Raw genomic sequence first — 22,848 nt, 5'->3', positions numbered from 1 at the left:
ACGTCAGCCGGTGCTCGCGATGCCAACGTAGTGCACACGATTCACTTTCGGGTCGGAAGCGGTCTCAGCCAATGGTCAGCTCGTCTGCTCGGCCCAGGCACAGCAAAGTAGCCCTTGCCAAACGACGTAGACCAGTTTCAGCCCTCTAAATGCGCTCGCCGGCGCGGTGGGCGCTGTCAGAACTAGTTACGGAAGCCGAGCGGCAGCGCTCCATAGTTATCATAGCAATCGTTTAAGTGCGCGGTCGGGCTGCCGTGCCGGGGGCCTTCCGGTCACGCATCAGGTGGAACAGGACTGGCATCAGCAGCAACACCAGCGGCAGCTGCACCACCAGGCCGGAAATGATGGCGATGGCGAGCGGCTGTTGCATTTCAGATCCCTGCCCGAGCGCGAACGCCAGCGGCAGCAGGGTCAGGATCGCCGCCAGCGTGGTCATCGCGATCGGCCGCATCCGGTTCACGCCGGCGTCCAGCAGCGACTCTGAAAGCAGCCCGCCGTGCGCCAGCTCCTGCTGCTCGGAGTAATAGAAGATCGCCACCTCGGTTACCATCCCAATGATCATGGTCATGCCCATCATCGCCGAGATGTTCAGCTCGACTCCAGTGATCCACAGTCCGGTGAAGACCGCGGACACGGCCAGGAGGGCGGTGACGAGGATCGACAGGGCGACACGGAAGCTCTCGTACATGAACAGCAGCAGGAACACCAGGGCGGCGGCGGCGCCAAACACGGCGAGCAGACCCTGGAAGGCGATCTGCTGCTGCTCGTACAGGCCGCCCAGCACGTAGTAGCTTCCCTGCGGCAGCACGCCGCGTTGGGCCATCATGGTCTTGACATCGCCGATCACGGAGCCCAAGTCGCGGCCCGAGATGCGTCCCGTCACCGCCACCATGCGCTTGAGATTCTCGCGTGCGATCTGGGCCTGGCCGGTCACTGCGCGGATGCGCGCGACCCGGTGCAAGGGGAAGAAGTGGCCGTCGGGCGCGCGCATCTGGATCTTGCCGAGGTCCGAGTCGGTGTTGCGCAGCGCCTTCGGCACCCAGACCCGCACACCGACCATCTTGACGCTGCCCGGCAGGCGCGTCGTCACCGAGCCGCTCAGGACACTGTCCAGGTAGCGCGTGACCATGTCGGCATCCACCCCCTCGAGCGCGGCTTTGGCCGGGTCGACCTGCACGTCGAGCGCGTCGCCGGCCGGGTTGATGCCGTTCTTGACGTCGACCACGCCGGAAACCTTCGACAGACGTGCGGCGACGTCGACGGCAGCCCTGGCCAGCTGGTCGGGGCGGTCGCCGAACAGCTTGATCTCGACCGGCTGCGGCACCGCCGTCAAGTCGCCGATCAGGTCTTCCATCAGCTGCGCCATCTCGACGTCGAGGCCGGGCACCTGGTGCTCGACGCGCGAGCGGATGTCGTCCATCACCACCGCCACCGGACGCCGTCCGGCCGGCTTGAGGCGGATGAAGAAGTCGCCTTCGTTGGCCTCGTTGATGCTGCCGCCAAGTCCGGCGCCGGTGCGGCGCGAATAACTGGCCACGTCCGGCGTGGCGCGCACGATCTGCTCGACCTGGCGCAGCAGGCGGTCGGTTTCCGTCAGCGCGGTGCCCGGTGCGCTGCGGTAGTCGAGCACGAAGCCGCCTTCGTCCATGGCAGGCATGAAGCCCGAGCCGACCGCGCGGAAGGCGAGAAAGCCCACCAGCAGCAGCGGGGCCACGCCCAGCAGCACCAGCCAGGGCCGGGTCAGCAGGGCCTGGAGCGTGCGCCGGTAATGGCGGTGCAGCCAGCGCACCAGGCGAGTGTCAGGCACCGGTTCGGCGTCCTTGGCTTTCAGGAAGCGGTCGGCCAGCAGCGGCACCGCGAGCCAGGACACCAGGAAGGAAATGAACAGCGCCGCCGCCATCGTCAGCGACAGGGCCTTGAAAAAGGCGCCGGTGACGCCGCTCAAAAAGGCCAGCGGCACGAAGATCACCAGGGTCGAGGCGCTCGAGCCGGCCAGCGGGCGCAGGAATTCCAGCGCCGCGTCCATCACCCGTTCGTGCAGGTGCGCCGTACCGCCCTGCAGGCGCCGCATGATGTGCTCGATCATGACGATGGCGTCGTCGATGATCAGGCCAACCGCGGCCGCCATGCCGCCCAGGGTCATGATGTTGAAGCTCATCCCGAGTACATGCAGCAGCACGACTGTGGAGGCCAGCACCGCCGGCACCACCATGATGGCGATGAACGTCACCTTCAGGTTGCGCAGGAAGACCAGCAGTACCAGCGCCGACAGGCCGATGCCGATCAGCACCGCGTCGCGGACGCTCCCCGCCGAGGCGGTTACGAGTTCGCTCTGGTCGTACCAGCTGGCGATCGTGACCCCGTGCGGCAGTTGCGCGCGGTAGTCGGCCAGCTTGGCCTTGACGTCGCGCGCGATCTGCACGCTGTTGCTGCCCGGTTGCTGGTAGACCGAGAACAGCACGGCATCACGGCCGTCGGCCGTCACACGTGTCCACTCCGGCACGGTAGCCTGTTCGACGGTGGCGACGTCGCCGAGCCGCATCATCCCGCCGGCGCCGTTGCGCAGCACCAGCTGGCGCAGCTGCGCCAACTCGGACAGGCGCGTGTTGGCGATCACCAGGTAGAGCTTGTAATGATCCTCGATGCGGCCGACCGCGCTGATGACATTCGCCGCTGCCAGCGTGCGCGAAACGTCGTCCAGCGACAGGCCGAGGGAAGCCAGGCGCGCCGGATCGACCGTCACCCGCAGCTCCTCCTGGGCGCCGCCCTGGACCTGCACCCGCGCCACCCCGTCCACGCTCGACAGCACGGGTCGCAGCTGGTATTCGGCCAAGTCGCGCAGCTGGATCGGCGACAGCGAATCCGACACCAGGCTATAGGCGATGATGGGAAACACGGTCGGGTCCATTCGCCGGGTGGCGACCTGCGTGCTGGCCGGCAACTGCGACTGGATCTGGGCGATGGCCGCATTCACCTGCAGCGTGGAGGAGGCCATGTCGCGCCCCCAGTCGAAGTTGATCGAGACTTCGGCCGCGCCGCGGCTGGTGGTCGAGCGCACCGAGCGCACGCCGGGCACGCGGCGCACCGCTTCCTCGACCGGGCGGGTGACTAGCATTTCCATCTGCTCGGCGGGCTGGTCGCCGGCGTCCAGCGACACCACCGCACGCGGGAAGTCGACCGTCGGGAACAGCGATACCGGCAGCCGCAGCGCCGCCACGACGCCGGCCAGCGCCAGCATCAGCAGCAGGAACAGGATCGACCGGCGGTGCGACTGGGTCCAGTGGCCGATGCTCATCGGGACCCCATGCGCACGGCCATACCGTCCTTCAGTTCGTAATTCCTGAGCACGACTACGGGCAGATTGGCGGCCAACTGGCCCTCGACGCCGTACTGCTTGTCGTTCTCGGTGAGCGTACGCACCGCGACACGGCGCGCGTGGCCGTTCGCGACCTGGTAGAGGAAGGCGCCGGCGTCGTCGTTCAGGACCGCCTGGCGCGGTACCACCCAGGCCTCATGGCGGCCAGCCTCGATGGCGGCCTGCATGCGTGTGCCGACCAGCAGTTGCGGCGTCTTGCCGGCGGGGAGATCAACGATGCCGGTGACCATCTGGTTCTTCGGATCGACCATGTGCTGGATTTCCGTGATCGGCGCGGTGATCGGCGGCGCACCGTCCTGCTGCGGCGTGATCTTCACCGGCATGCCGGGCGCCAGCCGCGCGCTTTGCGCCGGCTCGAGCGAGAGCAGCACGCGCAGGCGGTCGGTCCGGCCCAACTGCACCACCGCGGCGCCGGCCTGGACCCGCTCGCCCTGGGCCACCGGCAGTGCCGTCACCACGGCGTCAAAAGGGGCCTCGAGCCGGCTTATGCCTTGGCCGCCGCCGAGGCGCCGCTGGGCCTCCAGGCTCGCCTGGGCGTCGCGCAGTTGCTTGCGGGCGGCGTCGACCTGGGAGGCGGTCGCCAGCTGCAGGCCGAGCAGCTCCTCGTTGCGTTTCAGTTCGCGCTGGGCGAAGCCGACCGCATTGCTGGCCTGTTCATAATTGCTTTGCGCGGTAGGGTCGCTGCCCAGGGTCGCCAGCAGTTCACCCCGCCTGACCTGCTGGCCGGCCACCAGCGGTACCCGCAGCAGCTGTCCGGCTTGGGCGAAGCTCAGCGATTCCGGCTTGCCGGCGGCGACTTCGCCGAACACGCTGACCGTTTGGGCCAGACTGGATCGCGTGACGCTTGCGGTCTGGACCAGCACGCTGGTGTCGTCCTTGCCTTGCTGGGCGGCGTCCTGTTGCTGCGCAGGTCCTGCAGGTCCAAAGTGCCACCAGGCGGCGGCACCGATCACGGCGGCCAGGGCGACGCCGATACCGATATGGCGAGTGTTCATTCGTGAAGCTTTCGTGAAAGGGAAGGATTCGAGGGATCGAGCCCCAGCAACGTGCGCAGCGCCACCTGCTGCTCGGCCACGGCCTGCCGCAGGGCGATCTGCTCCAGCTGCTTTGCCAGCAGGGCAGCGCGTGCGTTCGCATACACCAGCATGTCGACGTTGCCGGCGCGGTAAGCGACTTTGCTGCGCTCCAGCAGCACCGACAGCTCGGCTACGCTGGCATTGGCCTGGACCAGTGCAGCGCTGTTACGGCGCAAGAGGTCGGGAATCCGCACCAGCTCGTCGTGCGCGGCGCGCAGCCGCTGCTGATACTCATCATGCAGGCGCTGGCGGGTGGCGTTTTCGATCGCGATGTTCCCGCGGTTGCGGTTCAGGAAAGGCAGGGTCAGCGTGATGCCGACCGCCTTCGAATACACATTGCTGGAATCGCGGGCGCGGGTCAGGCCGATGTTCAGCGCCGGGAACTGGGCCAGGATCGCGCCGCGGTAACGCGCGTCCTGGGCCGTATAGCCTGCCTGCAGCGCCAGCAGGTCGGGCCGGCGCTGCGCCAGGCCTGCCTCGGCGGCGTCGACCTCGGCCTGGCTGGGTGCCGTCTGCGCCGGACTGTCCTGCAGGCGCAGCGTCGTGCCGGCACCGAGGCCCAGCAGGGTGTTCATGTCGTAAGCATCCTGGCGCGCCTGGCGCTCAAGCTCGAAGCGCTGGCGCTGGACGTCTTGGAGGGCGGTGAGGTTGGGCAGCATCGCATCAGTGGCCAGCAGGCCTTGCGCGAGCGCCGCGCGCATGCGCCCGACGCGGTCGGTGAACAGGGTCTCGGTGTCAGCGAGCACAGCCAGTTGCTTGCGCTCGTAGCGCAGCTTGACGTGCAGGAGTTCTGCCTGGGACGCCACCTGCCATTCCTGCCACAGCAGGCCGAGGTCGGTCTTGCGGACGTCTGCGCGGCCAGCACGTACCACGCTGGAGTGGGTTAGCAAGGCGTTGAAGTCGTAGCTCAGCCCGGCGCTGTAGGCGCGGGTTGAGCCCGGCCCCTGGGTGTTCGACAGGTCGCCGCTGAGTGCCAGTTGCGGGTCCGGCAGCAGCCCGGCGGCAAAGGACTGGGCGCGGACGATGGCGGCGTCGTCGCGCGCCAGCTTCAGATCGGGGTTGTTGGCGACCGCCAGGATCGCGGCTTCAAGCTGGTCCAGGCCATCGGAAGCGTCAAAGCCGTGTGCGGCCAGCGCGGGGAAGGGCAGGCTGCGGGTGTCGACGGTGATCCGTTCCAGGGGAGGCGCCTTGGCCGACTCGCCGGGCAGGGGCAGCGGCCGGTAACTGGTGCATCCGCCGAGCAAAATGGGGATCAACAGCGGGATCAACAGGTAAGGACGGGGCATGTATGGTGAATCTCGGCCAAGTGCCATCCGTGAAGCAGTGGCAGCGGGTAGTCTGTCGGGTACCGAAGGGCGCATGATTGCGGCGCGCTGCCCCGGGGTCTCTAAATGGTGCGCAAGCATAGCCGTCTGGAAGGTGCGCACGAATAAGCTTACTGAAATGTAATCAAGCGGGAGGGCCGCCGTTATGCCTTTTCGGTGAAGATGGCGCCATGGATGCGTCGGCTTCTTCATGCGGCCAAGTTGTGCGAACCCGCTGTCTAGGACAGCCCATTTTTCTGGAGAAACAATGAAAGCATTCCATCAAGCTCTTGCCTCCTCGGTAGTGTTGGCGTCTGCATTCATGATGACAGACGTATCGGCAGCTGAAGAGTCACAGGCGGCATTGCAGGCCCAGGCCAAGATCAGCCAGGCACAGGCGCAAGCAACCGCGCTTGCAAAAGTTCCCCACGGGGAGGTGAAAAGTTCGGAACTAGAAAAGGAGCACGGGCGACTGATATGGTCGTTTGACATCGCACAGCCAACTGTGAAGGGCGTTACGGAAATACAGGTCGATGCCAGGACGGGAAAAATTGTAGCTATGGAAAAAGAAAACGCTGCGAAGGAAGCGAAAGAGCTTGCGGCCGAGAAGAATGAGGGCGCGGCCGAAAAGTCCGCGTCGAAGTAAGGGTTCATCGCGGGAGCGCCGTCCGCGAACCCGTCAGTACGGCTCGGAGAGAATGTCATGTTCAGCTTGCCTGCGTCCAGATCGGCCGACTGGAGCAATAAGGTTCCTGAAATTACGCTTTCGTTCTGAGTTATCAAGATCATGTCCACCACGGTGGGGGACACGGGGGCGGATTTCCTGACGGTCAATTCCGGTTGGGGCCAGGGCATCACGAGTTCGGTCATGGCTGCCATGCTGGCGGTGGCCTTGTTCACACAGTTGGGCACCCGTCGTTATACCCCATGGATTTACTGGCTAACCAAGGGCCAGCTACCAGCAGCGAAGGCGCGCATCAAGGATCTGGAAGTCGAATGGGATGCAGCCGAGGCGGGACTGAAACCTAGGGCCGCCGATGACTGGCATGTCCTCGAAAAGGCCATCGATCCTGCGTTGTCGGCGCTGCGCGCCGATACGTTGGCCCAGGCCGATTGCAAGGCAGCATTGGCGGACCTGCTGAAAACCTTCGATAAGCTGCAAGGCAAGACCTGACTGACGCGTCAGGTCACCGAATAGAGAGTGAGTGTGGCCTGGGTCTAGAACTTCGTACGCCACCCGACTGTCAGGCCGCGCGGCAGAACACCGACCGTCAGCGATTGCGCGCGCCGATGCGCATAATACCCCGTTGCCGTGCCGATGGCCCAGCCGGCCAGCACGTCGGTTTGCCAGTGCCCATGTACCTTCATGCGCGCCACCGCGTCGTAGAGCGGAATCAGTTCCAGCGCATACGCGGCTGGATGATCTTGGGCGTACTCGAGCACAAAGGGCGTGACGACGCTGGCCGCGAGCGTCACTTCGCCGCTGGGAAAGCTACGGCCGCCATGCTTGAACCACTGGTCGGGGTCGTCGGTCTGGTTTGGCCGAAGACGCCGGAAGGTATGCTTGAGCACTTCCGACGATACGGCCCCGAGGGCCGATGCGTCGATGGCCTGGTAAAAGGTCTTGCCGAGCCGTGTATCGCTTCCTTCCCACAGGGCACCGAGAACCTCGCCGCCGATCAATACGCCTTGCAGGGCCGTTTGATTGCTCCGCTTCCAGATACCCTGGTTGTCGTAGCCCAGCTGCCTGTCGCTACCCAGCGGGCCGCCACCAGCCAGGGCCACGTTGCCCGAACCAATTGCCGTGAGCAAAACCGCCAGTATCGTTTTCCTTCACTTCATCTCGTTCCTCTCATGTTCGACGATGGAGCCTGGGTTCAGCTGCCGCTTTGCTCCGATACCTTCGTTCCGGATCGTTCCCTGAGCCAGCCGATCAACCCGGGCAGCAGTGACAGGGCGACGATCCCCAGCAGGACGACGGTCAGATGGGCGCCGACCCAAGGGATGTTGCCGAAGGCGTAGCCGGCGCCCAGCAGCGCGCCGACCCAGAGCAGGCCTCCGATCACGTTGTAGGCCAGGAAGGTCGTGTAGGGCATACTGCCGAGCGCGGCGACGAAGGGCGCAAAGGTGCGCACGACGGGGACAAAGCGCGCCAGGACGATGGTCTTGCGGCCGTGGCGCTCGAAGAAGCCGTGCGTGCGTTCGAGGTATTCGGGCTTGATCAGGCGGAGCCTGTGTCCGTTGGCCACCTTCTTGCGCATCAGGCTGCCCACCGCATAGTTGGCGCCATCGCCGGCGATAGCGGCCACCGCGAGCAGCGGCACCAGGATGGGCAGGCTGAAGGTCTCCTGGGCCGCCAGCGCACCGGCGACGAACAGCAGCGAATCGCCCGGCAGGAAAGGCAGGATCACGACCCCGGTCTCGATGAAGATCACGCCGAACAGCAGTAGGTAGACGAGGGTGCCGTGGCTGGCGGCCAGCGCGGCCAGGTGGGTGTCGAGGTGCAGCACCCAGTCGATCACGGTGCCCGTCATGCGGGCCGCTTCGGGGAGTCTGGATGATGGGAAATCGTGCCCTGTCGTGGGGAACTGCGCATACGGTGTACCGTCCTGGTCATGTATTGATGGAGCGACAAGAATAGCGGCTAGGCAGCTACGCACGAACAAGCTTACAAAAATGTAATATTCGAGGGGGGATTCCGTCATGCGCCGTCGGTGACAATACGGGTCCCCCCTTTCGTGTTCGCTCACCCGTCCATTCCTTTCATGCGCCATCGCCGCCAGTCCTTGACTCCTGTCCTCGCTCCGTTTTGTTCACTGGCGATGCTACTGGTCCTTGCCGCCTGCAGCCAGGGCTCCGGCGCCGACCAGGACAAGGCCAAAAAGGCGCCGCCACTGGTCAGCGTCACCGAAACCAAGGCCGTCGACATACCGGTCGACCTGCCGGCCCAGGGGCATATCGTGGCGCTCGACTTCGTCGACGTGCGTCCGCAGGTGGGCGGGACCGTCGTCGGCGTACATTTTCATGAAGGCGAGCAGATCGCCAACGGGCAGCTGCTGTTCACCATCGACGACAGCGATGCGCGCGCCCAGTTGGCCAAGGCCGAGGCGCAGACCGGGCTGGTCCAGTCCCAGCTGGCCGACGCGCGGCGCGAACATGGCCGTGCCGAGCAGCTGGTGAAGGCCAAATTCATCGCCGTCAGCGCGGTCGATACGGCCGCCAGCAAGGTTGATGGGCTGGAGGCGCAGGCGCGCGCGGCGCGGGCCGAGGCGGACAGCGCCCGCACTACGCTCAAACGGACACGGATCGTCGCCCCGATCTCGGGCCGGGCCGGCGCGGTGGTAGTCCATCCTGGCAGCCTGGTGCAGGCCGCCGCGGCGGCGCCGCTCGTCACCATCGCCCAGTTTTCGCCGATCGGTGTCGAGTTCAACCTACCGGAACAGGACCTCCCTGCGCTGCTGGCGGCGCGGGCCGCCGGGCCGGTCGCTGTGTCGATCGACGGCCATCCTGGCGCGACGGGCCAGCTCAGCTTCGTCAACAATACGATCAACCAGGACAGCGCGACGATCAGCCTCAAGGCCAGTTTCCCGAACCCAGACCAGACCATGTGGCCGGGTGGCTTTGCACGCGTGGTGGTGCATGCGGGTGTGAGCCACGGCGCCGTGGTCTTGCCACCCCAGGCAGTGCAGGATGGGCCGGGCGGGCGTTTCGTCTACCTGGTCGGCCCCAACAACAAGGTCAGCAGCAAGCCGGTCAGGCTGCTCCGCATCCAGGACGAGGCAGCGGTGGTCGACGGCATCGCCGGCGGACAGCGCGTGGTGCTGGAAGGGGGCCAGAACCTGCGGCCGGGGATGACCGTGCAGTTGGCGAAGGACGCCGGCACGGCGGGCGCCCGATGAGGTTCGCCCAGCTCTGTCTCGAACGCCCGATAGCCACCCTGTTGTTGTGGCTGAGCGTCATCGTGGCCGGCTTCTCCTGCTGGCTGCGCCTGCCGGTGGCCGCCTTGCCGACCTACGACACGCCCACCATCCAGGTTGGGGCGCGCCTGCCCGGCGCCAGTCCCGAGACAATGTCGACCTCGGTCGCCACGCCGCTGGAAAAACAGTTCTCCGCGATTCCCGGGCTGATCGCGACGACCTCAAGCAGCATCCAGGGCGAAAGCCAGATCACGCTCGAGTTCGACGCCAGCCGGAACATCGATGCCGCCGCGGCCGACGTGCAGGCCGCGCTGTTCCGCGCCTCGCGCTCGCTGCCGGCCGAGATGACCACACCGCCGTCATACCGCAAGGTGAACCCTGCGGATGCTCCGATCCTGCTGATCGGCCTTAGCTCGCCGTCCTTGCGCCTGAGTGACCTGAATGGCTTTTCCGATAACCTGATCGTGCCGGCCCTCTCGACCCTCAGCGGCGTCGCGCAGGTCAACGTGTCTGGCCAGAGTCGTTATGCGGTACGCATAGAAATCGATCCCGACCGCCTGTCCGCGCTCGGCCTCGCGCTGCCGGACGTGGCGGCGGCCCTCAAGGCAGCCAACTCCAATGCGCCGCTGGGCCAGCTCGATACGCGGCGCCAGATGATGAGCATCCAGATGACGACCGGCCTGATGAAGGCGCGTGACTTCGCCGGCGTGATCGTCGCCACCGTCAACGGCAGGCCCGTGCGGCTTGACGAGGTGGCGACCGTGCTCGACAGCGTGGAGAACAACCAGAACACCAGCGGCATCAACGGCGAGAGCTCGATCCTGCTGCAAATCCAGCGCCAGCCCGGCGCCAACACCGTGGCGACGGTCGATGCGATCCGCGCCGCGTTGCCGAAGCTTGCCAGCCAGTTGCCCGGCTCCGTCAAGATGACAGTCCTGAACGACCGCTCACTGTCGATCCGCGACTCGGTCCATGACGTCAACCTCACCATGCTGTTGACGATCGCCCTGGTGATCCTGGTGATCCTGCTGTTCCTGCGCCAGCTTGCGGCGACGCTGATCCCTTCGATCAGCCTGCCGGTGTCGCTGCTCGGGACCTTCGGCATGATGTACGCGTTCGGCATGAGCCTGAATAATATTTCGCTGATGGGCCTGACGATCGCCGTCGGCCTAGTGGTCGACGACGCGATCGTGGTCCTGGAAAACATCATGCGCCACATCGAGGAGGGCATGGCCCCCTACGACGCGGCCTTGCGCGGTACGAGCGAGGTGGCGTTCACCGTGGTGTCGATTTCGATCTCGCTGGTCGCCGTGTTCATTCCAGTGCTGTTCATGCCGGGCACGATAGGCCTGCTGTTCCATGAGTTCGCGCTGGTGGTGGCGCTGGCGGTGCTGGTGTCGGCGGCGGCGTCGCTGACCCTGATTCCGCTGCTGGTGCCGATGTTCGTGAAGAGCGCGCACCGGTCCCATGGCGCGCGCTCGGCGCCGGTCTGGAGCTCGGCCTTCGAGCGCGGCTTCGAACGCCTGCTTGGCTGGTACGGGCGCGGCCTCGACTGGGCGCTGGCACACCGCGCCCCAGTGCTGCTGGTAGGGTTGTCGACTTTCGTTTTGACGGCCTGGATGTATGTCGCGGCGCCGAAGAGCTTCTTTCCGCAGGAGGACACCGGGCAGATATCAGCGAACGTCGATACACCCCAGGACATGTCGTATGAAGGCCGGCTGGCCGTACTGCGCCGGATCGAGGCGGTGCTGATGAAGGACGCCTACGTGTCCGACCTCGCCTCCAAGGTCGACCATGACACCACGAACATGTACATCACGCTCAAGCCCGGCGGCCAACGTCCGCCGATGGCGAAGGTACTGCAGCGTTTCCGCGCCGAGACCGCCTTCCTCCCGAGCGTCAAGGTGTTCTTCAGCCCTGTACAGAACCTGAAGATCGGCGGGCGCGGGTCGAAGAGCACCTATCAATACACCCTGCAGGCCGTGAGCCCCGGCTCGCTGGAAACCTGGGCCGCGAGGATGGTCGCCGAGCTCGGCAAGTCGCCGGTGTTTGTCGGCATTAACACCGATTCCCAGCGCGAGGGATTGGAAGCGCGCCTCGAAGTCGATCGCGACAAGGCGGCGGCGATGGGCGTCGACATGGCCAGCGTGCGCAACACCGTGTACGCGGCCTTCGGTACACGCCAGGTATCGACTATATATGCGCCGGAGGACAGCTATCAGGTCATCATGGAGCTGGACGACCGTTTCCGGCGCGACGAAACCAGCCTGTCGAAAATCCAGGTGCGCAGCAGCAGTGGGGCGCTGGTGCCCTTGAGCGCGTTCAGCCGGGTAGGGCGCGGTCCCGGCACGCTGGCCATCAACCACCAGGGCCAGTTGCCGGCGGTGACGATTTCCTTCGACCTGGCTCAAGGCAAGTCGCTGTCGGACGCCAGTGCGGCGATCGACGCGGCCAAGACTGCGGTCGGCCTGCCAGCGACCGTTTTCGGCGCCTACGCAGGGCAGGCGTCCCTGTTCGAGCAGTCGCAATCTAGCCAGCTGTGGCTGATCGCGATCGCGGTGGCCGTGATCTACGTGATCCTCGGCGTGCTGTACGAGAGCTGGGTCCATCCGGTCACCATCCTGCTCGGCATTCCGTCCGCCGCGGTGGGCGCCATGCTGGCGCTCCGCTTGTGCGGGCTGGACCTGAGCTTCGTCGCCATGATCGGTATCCTGCTGTTGGTGGGCGTCGTCAAGAAGAATGCGATCATGATCATTGATTTCGCGCTCGACGCCCAGCGCAAGGGCGGGCTGGCGGCGCGCGCCGCGGTACGGCAGGCCTGCCTCCCGCGCTTTCGTCCGATCATGATGACGACCCTGTGCGCTATCATGGGCGCGTTGCCGATCGCCCTGGGCCTGGGCAGCGGCGCCGAGCTGCGCCAGCCGCTTGGGGTCGCGATCGTCGGCGGGCTGCTGTTCTCGCAATTGATCACCCTGTTTATCACTCCCGTGCTCTACCTGGTGTTCGAGCGCTTTGCGGCGCCCCGGCCGGCTGCCATTCCTGTACATCACGCGGAAACCATTTCATGACCAAGATCCTGCTGGTGGAGGACCAGCCAACCGCCGCCGCCTACCTGGCCCAGGGCCTGAACGAGGAGGGCATGGTGGTCGACGTCGCCCATACCGGGCCGGACGGACTCCATCAGTTGCTCACCGTCGACTACGACCTGGCGATCCTGGACGTGATGTTGCCGGTGCTGGACGGCTGGGCCATCCTCGAGACCGCGCGCCGCGCACGCCGCACCACGCCTGTGTTATTCCTGAGCGCACGCGACCAGGTCGAAGACCGCGTTCGCGGCCTGGAGCTGGGCGCGGAGGACTACCTGGTGAAGCCATTCGCTTTCAGCGAATTGCTGGCCAGGGTCCGTGTGATCTTGCGCCGCAACGATCGCGGCGCGGCAGCGCATGAGCCGACCACCTTCGAACTGGCCGATCTCAGCCTGGACCTGCTACGGCACCGGGCCACCCGAAACGGCGAGCGCCTGGACCTGACGCCCAAGGAGTTCGCCCTGCTGTCGCTGTTGATCCGGCGCGCGGGCGAAGTCCAGTCGCGCACCATCCTGGCGGACCAGGTGTGGGACATGAATTTCGAGTCCGAAACCAATGTCGTCGAAGTCGCGATCCGGCGCCTGCGCACCAAACTCGACGATCCCTATCCCGTCAAGCTCCTGCACACGGTGCGCGGGGTCGGCTATGTCCTCGAAGCCCGGGATTGAGCGATTGAGCAAGTTGGCAAATAAGCTGGGCAGCCCGCGGCGCTGGTCGCTGACGGCGCGCATGAGTGTCTTCTTCGGGACGGCGATCGCGGTGGTCCTGATCGGCGTGTCGGCGATGATGTATTCGGAACTGGTGCACCAGCTGCACGAAAAGGAAGAGGCCGAGCTGAGGGCCGATCTGCAGATCCAGCAAGAGGTGCTGGATGACGTGGTGCAGAAGAAGCTGCCGAACCACTGGCAGCACGAATGGGTCGAGTACCAGGACACCTACCGTCGCTTTGCCTGGCAGCTGATTGGCGCTGATGGCCGCGTGCGCGACGCTTCCTCCAACGCATCGGTGTACGGGCAGGCGCGCCACGTGCTGACAGTGAGCGTGCCGGTCGGCCACTTGGCTGGCAACGGAGCACAGCTGCGAGGCATGCTCGACGTGTCGCAGGACCAGCGGGTGTTGCGCGCCTACGGCAAGAAGCTGATCGGCGTGGTGGCGCTGGCGATTCTGTTCTCGGCAGGCATGGGTTGGATCCTGGCACGGCGCGGCCTGGCGCCGGTCCGTGCGATCAGCGCCGAGATCGGGCGGGTCAACGCCGAGCAGCTTCACGCGCGGATCGCCAACAATGCCTGGCCGGCTGAATTGCGGCAGCTGGCGACGGCTTTTGACGACATGCTGGCGCGCCTGGAGCGCTCGTTCGAGCAGCTCTCTCGCTTTTCGTCGGACTTGGCGCACGAGTTCCGTTCGCCGATCAACAACCTGGTCGCCGCCGCCAGCGTGACTCTTGCGCGCGCGCGCGATTCGGCCGAGTACCAGAAGACCCTCGAAGTCGTGGTCGAGGAGGGCGAGCGCCTGTCGCGCATGGTGTCAAGCATGCTGTTCCTGGCACGCGCCGACAATGCCGAGCAGGGGCTGCGCCTGGAGAAAGTATCGCTGGCAGTGGAGTTTCGGAAGCTTGCCGAATTCTACGAGATCGCGGCCGAGGAGAACGGTGTCAAGCTGGAAGCAAGCGGCGCCTGCGAGCTCCCGGCCGACCCCTTGTTGCTGCGCCGCGCGCTGTCAAACTTGCTGGCAAACGCCTTGCGCTATACCGGTCGTGGCGGCACGGTGCGTCTACTCGCTGCACGACAGGGCGATGCAGTGGTGATTTCCGTGACCGACGATGGCGCCGGCATCGAGCCCGAACACTTGCCGTTCCTGTTCGACCGCTTCTACCGGGCCGATGCTTCGCGTAGTTCGGCCGAGACCACCGGACTTGGCTTGGCGGTGGTGCGCTCGATCGTCGAACTGCACGGCGGCACGGCCAGCGTGACCAGCCGCCGCGGGCAGGGCACCTGCTTTACCCTAGTATTCCCGATTGCGGCTGCCGTGCGAGCGGACCTCCCGGCGCGAGCTGGAGAACGTCCGTACTGAACCCCACAGCAGGGCGACCGGCTGCGAACTGAACACCGCACCACCCTTGTCGAGGATGAGCGTGCCGACATCCTTGCGCTCGGCAACCGACCTGAGACCCGATCGCTGCATGCGGATTGCTTACAACTGCCGCCACACCGATGCGGCGTGCTCCATATGTCGAAGCTGATATCGAGGCAGAGCGACGCATGCTAAACGAACACGACTAGTTCTTTCTTCTGCTACGCCACCTCCACCATTGGAAACTTGCTGGCGCCAAAAAATCAACTACCTCTCACGCGGCGCCTAGTCGCACCTAGTGCAACCAGCCCCAGTGCCATCAGCGACAGCGGGGCCGGCGCCGGCACCATGTTGACTTGTTCTTCGATTGCGTCGTTCTGGCAGGTCTCGCCCCAGTGCATGGCGATGGACGAATAGTTCAGCAGGCCCGTCGACGACACGGTGACCGTGAATTCCAGCGCCTTGTCGGGCGTTACTGTCCAGGTGCCGACCACGCCGGTGTCGATCGCGCCCGTGGAACCGGTGTCCACGGCCGTCGCCCGATGGCGCGTCGTCGCTGTCCGCATCCCCCAAATGCTTAATCGATCCGTCTTGGTCTGGGCAGTTCGGATAACCGCTCTGCCACCATGGACAAGCAAACTACGCAGATAGGCATCACCGCGCACTGTTCTGGACAGTCGAGTTGCCGATGTTTCTTTGCCGCTTGGGATAGGAGCCAAGTTTTTCAACACAGCAGGTCGAAAGCGGCCTCTGCAGTAGGAGATAGGAGCATTCAACCGATGAGGTTCGCATGTGCATTCAGGCGAACTGATGTGGGGCTAAAGTTTGGTCCTATGCTAACTCTTTGATTTTGAGAGGCCAAAAACGGCCTGTAAAGCCGTCAGGACGGGTTCGACTCCCGTCCTCGCCTCCACTACTCCCAGTAAGTCAGCGTTTCGCTGGCAGTTGCGTCCGGTTGGAAACCAGATGGTAGTGTGGTGCACCACACGTGTTGACGGCCTACAGGTCATCTATGTCCTTGGGCTGCGCGGCATAAGGTCGATGAGCACCAACCCTCGTCGCACCCGCCGGGCATACGATGCGCGGACTATGGCTACCATCATCAAGCACCCGTACGGGTTCCAGCTGCGCATCTCCCACAAGTTACTTGCCAAGGACCTGTGAGCAACCTTTGATACTCGGGAGGCCGCCGAGCAGTACGGCATGCAGATCGAGGGACTACTGGCCAGGCGCCACTTCATTGACCCTCGCTTCTTCCGGATCTGGCGTCTGCGTCGACATCATTGCCCGCCAGTGCCGGCAGCACCAGCGTCGCCTTGAGCCCGGGGTCGTTGTCGGCCAGGATCAGCGAACCGCCGTGCAGCTTGGCTACCGTGGCGACCAGGCTGAGTCCCAGCCCTGCTCCCGGCGTGCCGCGGCTGGCGTCGCCGCGGTAAAAGCGCTCAAGGACCCTTGTTTTTTCTTCATCGGGAATGCCGGGACCATCGTCGGCCACCGTGATCGCTATCGTTTCGCCGGCGACACGCGTGACGCTTACGCGGATCCTGCCGTTTTCCGATACATACTTGAGCGCGTTGTCGATCAGGTTGCCGATCGCCTGTGCCAGCAGCAGCGGGTCGCCGGCAAGACGTTGCGGTCCTTTCGGGACGAACACCAGCGCCACGCCTTTCAATTCCGCCACCGGGTGGTAGAACTCGGCGGCCTCGGCCGCGATCCTGCTGCCGTCGACCTCGACGAAGCCGGCGCGCCGCACGCCGGTATCGATTTCGGCCATGCGCAGCAGCGCGTTGAAGATCGCAATGACGCGGTCTACGTCGCCAATCGCTGCTTCAATCTCGGCGTAGGTCTGCTCCGGATCGGGCCGCGTGACGGATACTTCCTCGAGACGCGAGCGCAGTTCGGTCAGCGGCGTACGCAGGTCATGCGCGATCGAATTGGAGACGTTGCGGATGCCTTCGACCAGGAGTTCGATCTGGTCCAGCATACGGTTTTCCGTTTCCACCAGCGCGTTCAATTCGCTCTCGCCGGCGTGCGCGGGCAGGCGGTGCGAGAGCTTGCCCTGCATGATTGCATGCGCCGCCATGTTGATGTCCTGGACCTTGGCCAGCAGGGTGCGGCGCACCAGCCAGCCGCCAATGACGCCCACGAGTAAAACGGTACCGGCTGCACCCAGCAGGCCATAGATGAACAGGTCCTCGAGCCGTTCGAAGCGCTGAACATCCCGGCCCACCAGCAGGTGGTAACCGCCAGGCAAGTCGCGCCGCAGGATAGCGGCGCTGATGACGCGCCGATCGACGCGGATGGCGGTGTACTGGACCCGGCCGGTGGTGCCGAGCTCGCGCGGCCAGGCGGGCAGGTTGCCGGCCAGCTTGTGAAACGTGGGGTCGGCGAGGAACATGAGGATATGGATGCGCTCTCCAAAGTTGAGCCCGGCCTCGGTGTCGATGCTGGTTGCGAGCGCCTTGACGCCGTCCCTCCTGAACGTCTCGCTCAATCTCCCCACATCGCTTTCCAGTATCGCGGCCCGGCCGTCCTCGATGGTGGCGTTCCAGGCATACCATAGGGGCAATGCGAACAGCGCAAGCGCGACCAGGCTCACGCAGGTGAAGGTGACGGCGACGCCAAGTGCCGAAAACCGAAAGCGTTTAATCATCGGCTGTCAGCATGTAGCCGGCGTTGCGTATGGTGCGTACCAGCTGGCGGCCGCCGGTATCGATTTTCTGGCGCAGCTTGCTGACGTGCACATCGATGACGTTCGTCTGCGGATCGAAGTTGTAGTCCCAGACGTTCTCGAGCAACATGGTGCGCGTCACCACCTGGTTGGCGTGACGCATCAGATATTCCAGCAGCTTGAATTCCCGCGGCTGTAATGCGATCGTCTTGCCGCCGCGCGTCACCTTGTGCGATAGCATGTCCATTGACAGGTCGGCCACCGCCAGCGTGGTCTCGGTGCGGCTTTGCTGCGTGCGCCGCACCAGGGCGTCGAGCCGCGCCAGCAGTTCGCCGAACGCGAATGGCTTGACCAGGTAGTCGTCGCCGCCGCTTTTCAGGCCCTCGATGCGCTCATCCACGTTGGACAGCGCACTCAGGATCAGGATCGGGACCTTGTTGCCGGTGCGGCGCAAGGTGTCGATGATCGCAATCCCATCGATGCCACCCGGCAGCATGCGGTCCATGATGATCGCGTCGTAGCGTTCGCTCGCGGCAAGGAACATGCCGTCGCGGCCATTGTCGGCGTGATCCGTCGTGTGCCCGGCTTCGCCGAGTCCCTTGATCAGGAAGCGCGATACCCGCTCGTTGTCTTCTACTATCAACAGTTTCATGGTGCCCACCTAAATCTTCCGCGGCGTGCTGCCGCTCTCGTATGCTCGCACAAACCCCGCCCGGGGTCAGGAATTCCCGGCTTGGCAGGCGGGCTCGCCGGTGCGGGCGCGCCAGCCGCCGCCGAGCGCCCGGTACAGGTCGACAAGGTTGATCAAGCGGTTCAGGCGGGTCGTCACCACGCCGATCTGGGCGTTGTACAGGTCGGTTTGCGCGGTCAGCACGTTCAGGTAGCTGTCGACACCGTTCGCGTAGCGCATGTTGGCCAGTTCGAGCCGGCGTTGCTGGTCGGCCTCGTTGCGCTGCAGCGCGGCCAGCTGGTCGGTATAGGTGCCCCGTGCGGCCAAGCCATCGGCCACCTCGCGGAACGCCGTCTGGATCGCCTTCTCGTATTGCGCCACGCCGATGTCGCGCTGGATGATGGCCAGGTCGAGATTGGCCCGGTTGGCCCCGCCGTCGAAGATCGGCGCGAGCAGCGAGGCGGCGAAGGTCCATGCGCCGGCGCCGCCGGAAAACAGGCTGGCCAGGGTCGAACTCGCCGTTCCCAGGCTTCCGGTCAGGCTGATGTTTGGAAAGAATGCGGCCCGGGCCGTACCGATATCGGCGGTTTCCGCGCGTAGCAGCGCCTCGGCTTCCAGGATGTCCGGGCGGCGCGCCAGCAAGTCGGACGGCAGGCCGGCCGGCACGTCGGCGAGGATCCGCTGGGAATTCAGGCCGAGCGGCGGCGGCAGGTCGGCCGGCAGCGGCTGGCCGACCAGCAGCACCAGGCCATTCTGCGCCTGCGCCTGCAAGCGCAGCTGGGCCGCATGGCTGGCGCCGGCGAGGTCGACCGCGCTCTGCGACTGGCGCAAGTCGAGCTCGGACGCGACACCGGTGTCGTACTGGAGCTTGACGATCTTCCAGGATGCGGTCGTTGCCGCGAGCGTGCGCTCGGTCACCGCCAGCTCTTCGCCGTAAGCCAGCATCGTCAGGTATTGCTCGGCAAGCTGCGACACCAGGAGGATCTGCGCCGCGCGCTGTGCCTGCGCACTGGCGAGGTACTGCTCGAACGCCGCGTTCGACAGGCTGTGCAGGCGCCCGAAGAAATCCGGTTCCCAGGATGCGGAGAGGTCGGCGCCGAAGCGCGTCGCGTGCGACGACCCGGAATTCCCCGGACCGCTGCCCGGAACGCTGCCGGCAGCGGCGCTCGCACCAAGGCCCAGCTGCGGGAACAGGGCAGCCTGCTGGACGCGATACTGCGCCCGGACGCGCTCGACGTTCAGTACGGCGGCGCGCAGGTCGCGGTTGTTCCGCAGGGCTAGTTCGACCAGGCGCTGCAGGCGCGGATCGGGAAGGAAGTCGCGCCAGCCGATCTCGTCGGGCGTATGTCCATCGGCGCCGGCGCTGGCCCGGTACGCCGGGCCGTCGGGATAAGCGGCGGCCACGGGCGGCGCCGGCCGTTGATAGGCGGGCTGCAGGGCGCAGCCGGCGGCGAGCAGCGCGAACGCGGCGCCGGCCAGGTGCTCGGTCAGGTGTTTAGTGAGAGCCATGTGAATCTCCTTCAAGAGGCAGTTCGACAGCCGGCGCGGCGTGCGCCGGCGCAGCGGGGCGCCGCCGCAGCCTGGCGGCAAGCCCGCTGACCACCACATAAAACATCGGGATCAGCAGCGTTGCGACGAAGGTCGCCGTGAGCATCCCGCCGATCACGCCGGTGCCGATTGCGTGCTGGCTGGATGCGCCCGCGCCGTGCGACAGCGCCAGGGGCAGCACACCCAGTACGAAGGCCATCGAGGTCATCACGATCGGGCGGATCCGCATATGGGCCGCTTCCAGCGCGGCCTGGAGCGCCGTGCTGCCTTGCGCCTGCCGCTCCCGGGCGAACTCGACCATCAGGATCGCGTTCTTGGCCGATAGCCCGATAGTCGTCAACAGACCCACCTGGAAGTACACGTCATTGGACAGGCCGAGCAGCATGGTCGCCCCGACGGCGCCCAGCACGCCGACCGGCACCACCATGATGACCGAGACCGGGATAGCCCAGCTCTCGTACAGGGCGGCCAGGCTCAGGAAGACAACCAGGATCGACAGGCCGTACAGCAGCGGCGCCTGCGAGCTCGACTGTTGTTGCTGCAATGAGGTGCCGGTCCACTCGACGCCGATCCCGGCAGGGAGCTGCCTGGCGAGCCGCTCCATTTCGAGCATCGCTTGCCCGGAGCTCTGGCCGGGCGCACCTTGTCCCTGGATTTCCATGGCCTCGACGCCGTTGTAACGCTGCAGTTGCGGCGGGCCATAGGTCCACTGGGTCGTGGCGAAGGCCGGAAAGGCCACCATGCTGCCTTGGTTGTTGCGCACGTAGAGCCGCCCCAGGTCCTGCGGGTTCATGCGGAAGGGCGCATCGGCCTGCACATACACCTTCTTGATACGGCCGTCCACGTCCAGGAAGTTGTTGACGTAGCGCGCCCCCCAGGCGATCGAAAAGGCCTGGTCGATGTCGGCCGGGCTGACGCCGAGCGCTTCGGCCTTCTCGCGGTCGATGTTGACCTTGAAGGTCGGGTTGTCGGCCTGGCCGTTGAAATGCACCTGCGCCAGCAAGGGGTCGCGGCGCGCCAGATCGAGCAGTTGCTCGCGCGCCTTCGACAAGGCGGTATGTCCGAGCCCGCCTCGGTCCTCCAGTTCGAGGTCGAAGCCGGCCCCGTTGCCCAGGCCGCGGATCGGCGGTGGACTGGTGGGAAAGATGATGGCATCCTTGTACGAGGCAAAGTGCTTGGCGATGCGGCTGGAGAGCGCCTGGGCGCTCAGGTCCGGCGCGCTGCGCTGGCTCCAGTCGCGCAGGTGCACGAACAGCTGTCCCTGGCTCTGGCCGCGGCCCGCATTGTTTTTGCCGTTGACGATGAAGGTGGCGTCGACCGCCGCCGCCTCGTCCGTGAGCAGGTAGGTGCTGATGTCGTCGAGTACCGCGCCGGTACGTTCGAGCGTGGCTCCGGGCGGGGTCTGGACCTGGACGAACAGGTAGCCCTGGTCCTCGTCCGGCAGGAAGGAGGTCGGCAGGCGCATGAACAGCAGCGCCACCGCGGCGACGATGGCCGCATAGACCGCCAGCCAGCGGCCGGCGCGCAAGGCGATACTGCGCACCCCGCCCACGTAGCGGTCCCGTCCCTTGTCGAAGTTGCGGTTGAACCAGCCGAAGAACCCACGTTTGGCCTTCTGCTCACCGTCCGTCTGGCGCAGCAACATGACGCACAGGGCCGGCGTGAGCGAGAGCGCGACGAACACCGACAGCAGCATCGATGCCACGATCGTCAGCGAGAACTCGCGGTAGATTGCGCCCACCGTGCCGCCGGAAAAAGCCACCGGCACGAACACGGCGCACAGCACCATCGCCACGCCGATCAGCGCACTGCCGATCTGTCCCATTGCCTTGCGCGTCGCCGCCAGGGGGGCAGGCCCTCCTCGTGCATCACGCGCTCGACGTTCTCGACCACCACGATGGCGTCGTCCACCAGCAAGCCGATCGCCAGTACCAGGCCGAACATCGACAGGGTGTTGATCGTGAAGCCCAGCGCGGCCATGGTGCCGAAGGTGCCCAGCAGGACGACTGGCACCGCGATCGCCGGGATCAGCGTGGCGCGCAGGTTCTGCAGGAACAGGTACATCACCAGGAAGACCAGCACGATGCCTTCGATCAGGGTCTTGACGACCTCGTCGATGGAGATCTTGACGAAGGGTGTGACGTCGTTCGGGTAGACGACCTTCAGCCCGTGCGGGAAGAAGGGCTCCAGTTCCTTGATGCGCGCGCGGATCGCGGCGGCCGTGTCGAGGGCGTTGCCGCCGGGCGCCAGCTGGACCCCGATGCCGGAGGCGGGCAGGCCGTTGTACTTGTTGTCGATGTTGAAGTTCTCGGCGCCGAGCGTCACCCGCGCCACGTCGCGCACCCGCACCTGGGCGCCGTCCGGCATCACCTTGAGCAGGACCCGGTTGAAATCATCGGGCGTGCGCAGCAGCGTGGACTCGGTAATCGTCGCGCTCAGTTCCTGGTGCGGCACGGCGGGATTGCCGCCGAGCTGCCCGCCCGACACCTGGACGTTCTGCGCCTGCAGGGCCGCGCTGACGTCGGCGGGGTTGAGGGCATAGGCGCTGAGCTTGGCCGGATCGAGCCAGACCCGCATCGCGTACTGCGAGCCGAACACGTTCAGGCTGCCCACGCCATTGATCCGGCTGATCGGGTCTTGCACGTTGGAGACGACATAGTTCGCGATGTCGTATTTGTTCATGCTGTGGTCGGTCGAGATGAAACCGATCACCATTAGGAATGCATTCGTGGATTTGGTGACCCGCACGCCCGACTGCTGGACCTGGGCCGGCAGCAGGGGCGTGGCCAGCTGTAGCTTGTTTTGTACCTGGACCTGGGCAATGTCGGGATTGGTGCCGCTGGCGAAGGTAAGTGTCGTGGTCGATTGGCCGGTGTCGTCGCTGTTCGAGGAGACGTACAGCAGGTTGTCGATCCCGCTCAGCTGCTGTTCGATGACCTGCACCACGGTGTTCTGCACGGTCGTGGCCGAAGCGCCGGGGTAGGAGGTGGCGATCTGGACGGACGGTGGCGCCACCTGCGGGAACTGCTCGATCGAGAGCGTAAAGATCGTGAGGGCGCCGCCGAGCATGATCAGGATCGCGAGGACGATCGCGAAGATCGGCCGGTCGATGAAGAATTTTGACATGGTC

At 65.5% G+C, this 22,848-nt stretch carries 15 protein-coding genes, 1 tRNA gene and 1 pseudogene; 7 read left to right on the top strand and 10 right to left on the bottom strand.

Features of this window, described 5'->3' with window-relative positions:
- Positions 1–232 precede the first annotated feature (232 nt).
- Genes ACFPO9_RS11375 through ACFPO9_RS11365 form a run of 3 tightly spaced genes read right to left on the bottom strand, consistent with a single transcriptional unit; the run spans position 233 to position 5,738 of the window.
- Positions 233–3,295 (bottom strand): efflux RND transporter permease subunit, encoded by a 3,063-nt coding sequence (locus tag ACFPO9_RS11375; RefSeq protein ID WP_379770684.1) that lies wholly within the window; start codon positions 3,293–3,295, stop codon positions 233–235.
- A complete protein-coding gene (locus ACFPO9_RS11370) occupies positions 3,292–4,371 on the bottom strand; it encodes an efflux RND transporter periplasmic adaptor subunit (protein ID WP_379770681.1) in 1,080 nt (359 codons plus the stop codon). Before ACFPO9_RS11370 ends, ACFPO9_RS11375 begins: the two co-directional genes overlap by 4 nt.
- Positions 4,368–5,738, bottom strand: a complete 1,371-nt coding sequence (locus ACFPO9_RS11365; protein WP_379770679.1) for a TolC family protein — start codon at positions 5,736–5,738, stop codon at positions 4,368–4,370. Before ACFPO9_RS11365 ends, ACFPO9_RS11370 begins: the two co-directional genes overlap by 4 nt.
- A gap of 286 nt (positions 5,739–6,024) precedes the next feature.
- Here ACFPO9_RS11365 and ACFPO9_RS11360 point away from each other — a divergent pair, with 286 nt between their 5' ends.
- Both ACFPO9_RS11360 and ACFPO9_RS11355 read left to right on the top strand, forming a co-directional pair.
- Positions 6,025–6,402: a PepSY domain-containing protein gene (locus ACFPO9_RS11360; RefSeq protein WP_379770677.1), complete on the top strand. Its 378-nt coding sequence runs from the start codon at positions 6,025–6,027 to the stop codon at positions 6,400–6,402.
- Between the two features lie 141 nt (positions 6,403–6,543).
- Positions 6,544–6,930, top strand: coding sequence for a hypothetical protein (locus ACFPO9_RS11355; RefSeq protein WP_379770675.1), 387 nt, complete (start codon positions 6,544–6,546; stop codon positions 6,928–6,930).
- A 44-nt stretch (positions 6,931–6,974) separates the two neighbouring features.
- Here the strand turns inward: ACFPO9_RS11355 and ACFPO9_RS11350 are convergent, their stop codons facing one another.
- Positions 6,975–7,568: a phosphatase PAP2 family protein gene (locus ACFPO9_RS11350; RefSeq protein WP_379770673.1), complete on the bottom strand. Its 594-nt coding sequence runs from the start codon at positions 7,566–7,568 to the stop codon at positions 6,975–6,977.
- Between the two features lie 65 nt (positions 7,569–7,633).
- Positions 7,634–8,290, bottom strand: a complete 657-nt coding sequence (locus ACFPO9_RS11345) for a DedA family protein (RefSeq protein ID WP_379770670.1) — start codon at positions 8,288–8,290, stop codon at positions 7,634–7,636.
- Positions 8,291–8,578: 288 nt separating this feature from the next.
- On the opposite strand from ACFPO9_RS11345, the gene ACFPO9_RS11340 reads away from it, so the two are divergent.
- The 4 genes from ACFPO9_RS11340 to ACFPO9_RS11325 are packed head-to-tail and all read left to right on the top strand — an operon-like array spanning position 8,579 to position 14,829.
- Positions 8,579–9,655 carry an efflux RND transporter periplasmic adaptor subunit gene (locus tag ACFPO9_RS11340; RefSeq protein WP_379770668.1) on the top strand — a complete coding sequence of 359 codons (1,077 nt, stop codon included), beginning with the start codon at positions 8,579–8,581 and terminating at the stop codon, positions 9,653–9,655.
- Entirely contained in the window at positions 9,652–12,741 is a 3,090-nt protein-coding gene (locus ACFPO9_RS11335; protein ID WP_379770666.1) for an efflux RND transporter permease subunit, read from the top strand. The genes ACFPO9_RS11340 and ACFPO9_RS11335 overlap by 4 nt, the downstream gene beginning before the upstream one ends.
- Positions 12,738–13,427, top strand: a complete 690-nt coding sequence (locus tag ACFPO9_RS11330; protein WP_379770663.1) for a heavy metal response regulator transcription factor — start codon at positions 12,738–12,740, stop codon at positions 13,425–13,427. The genes ACFPO9_RS11335 and ACFPO9_RS11330 overlap by 4 nt, the downstream gene beginning before the upstream one ends.
- Positions 13,428–13,431: 4 nt before the next feature.
- Positions 13,432–14,829, top strand: a complete 1,398-nt coding sequence (locus ACFPO9_RS11325; protein WP_379770661.1) for a heavy metal sensor histidine kinase — start codon at positions 13,432–13,434, stop codon at positions 14,827–14,829.
- 263 nt (positions 14,830–15,092) lie between these two features.
- Here the strand turns inward: ACFPO9_RS11325 and ACFPO9_RS11320 are convergent, their stop codons facing one another.
- Positions 15,093–15,359: a hypothetical protein gene (locus ACFPO9_RS11320; RefSeq protein WP_379771034.1), complete on the bottom strand. Its 267-nt coding sequence runs from the start codon at positions 15,357–15,359 to the stop codon at positions 15,093–15,095.
- A 286-nt stretch (positions 15,360–15,645) separates the two neighbouring features.
- On the opposite strand from ACFPO9_RS11320, the gene ACFPO9_RS11315 reads away from it, so the two are divergent.
- A tRNA-Ser gene (locus tag ACFPO9_RS11315) sits at positions 15,646–15,742 on the top strand.
- Between the two features lie 324 nt (positions 15,743–16,066).
- Here ACFPO9_RS11315 and ACFPO9_RS11310 read toward each other — a convergent pair.
- From ACFPO9_RS11310 to ACFPO9_RS11295, 4 genes and pseudogenes are all read right to left on the bottom strand, one after another.
- Entirely contained in the window at positions 16,067–17,482 is a 1,416-nt protein-coding gene (locus ACFPO9_RS11310; protein WP_379770659.1) for a sensor histidine kinase, read from the bottom strand.
- Positions 17,475–18,152 carry a winged helix-turn-helix domain-containing protein gene (locus ACFPO9_RS11305; RefSeq protein WP_379770656.1) on the bottom strand — a complete coding sequence of 226 codons (678 nt, stop codon included), beginning with the start codon at positions 18,150–18,152 and terminating at the stop codon, positions 17,475–17,477. Before ACFPO9_RS11305 ends, ACFPO9_RS11310 begins: the two co-directional genes overlap by 8 nt.
- Positions 18,153–18,218: 66 nt before the next feature.
- Complete coding sequence (locus ACFPO9_RS11300; RefSeq protein ID WP_379770653.1) at positions 18,219–19,679, bottom strand: efflux transporter outer membrane subunit; 1,461 nt, start codon at positions 19,677–19,679, stop codon at positions 18,219–18,221.
- Positions 19,666–22,844, bottom strand: a pseudogene (locus ACFPO9_RS11295) (efflux RND transporter permease subunit). The gene ACFPO9_RS11300 and the pseudogene ACFPO9_RS11295 overlap by 14 nt, the downstream one beginning before the upstream one ends.
- Positions 22,845–22,848 lie beyond the last annotated feature (4 nt).

It is taken from the genome of Massilia aerilata, from assembly GCF_042656905.1.
GTDB classification, from domain to species: Bacteria; Pseudomonadota; Gammaproteobacteria; order Burkholderiales; family Burkholderiaceae_D; genus Telluria; species Telluria aerilata.
Note: the sequence above shows the minus strand (reverse complement) of the source record. Positions and strands in the feature narration are given on the sequence as shown.

Coding starts and splice junctions, on each gene's coding strand:
- ACFPO9_RS11360 (WP_379770677.1), top strand. CDS start 6,025: ATGAAAGCATTCCATCAAGCTCTTGCCTCCTCGGTAGTGTTGGCGTCT.
- ACFPO9_RS11310 (WP_379770659.1), bottom strand. CDS start 17,482: ATGATTAAACGCTTTCGGTTTTCGGCACTTGGCGTCGCCGTCACCTTC.
- ACFPO9_RS11330 (WP_379770663.1), top strand. CDS start 12,738: ATGACCAAGATCCTGCTGGTGGAGGACCAGCCAACCGCCGCCGCCTAC.
- ACFPO9_RS11370 (WP_379770681.1), bottom strand. CDS start 4,371: ATGAACACTCGCCATATCGGTATCGGCGTCGCCCTGGCCGCCGTGATC.
- ACFPO9_RS11340 (WP_379770668.1), top strand. CDS start 8,579: ATGCTACTGGTCCTTGCCGCCTGCAGCCAGGGCTCCGGCGCCGACCAG.
- ACFPO9_RS11335 (WP_379770666.1), top strand. CDS start 9,652: ATGAGGTTCGCCCAGCTCTGTCTCGAACGCCCGATAGCCACCCTGTTG.
- ACFPO9_RS11355 (WP_379770675.1), top strand. CDS start 6,544: ATGTCCACCACGGTGGGGGACACGGGGGCGGATTTCCTGACGGTCAAT.
- ACFPO9_RS11305 (WP_379770656.1), bottom strand. CDS start 18,152: ATGAAACTGTTGATAGTAGAAGACAACGAGCGGGTATCGCGCTTCCTG.
- ACFPO9_RS11365 (WP_379770679.1), bottom strand. CDS start 5,738: ATGCCCCGTCCTTACCTGTTGATCCCGCTGTTGATCCCCATTTTGCTC.
- ACFPO9_RS11300 (WP_379770653.1), bottom strand. CDS start 19,679: ATGGCTCTCACTAAACACCTGACCGAGCACCTGGCCGGCGCCGCGTTC.
- ACFPO9_RS11345 (WP_379770670.1), bottom strand. CDS start 8,290: ATGACGGGCACCGTGATCGACTGGGTGCTGCACCTCGACACCCACCTG.
- ACFPO9_RS11375 (WP_379770684.1), bottom strand. CDS start 3,295: ATGAGCATCGGCCACTGGACCCAGTCGCACCGCCGGTCGATCCTGTTC.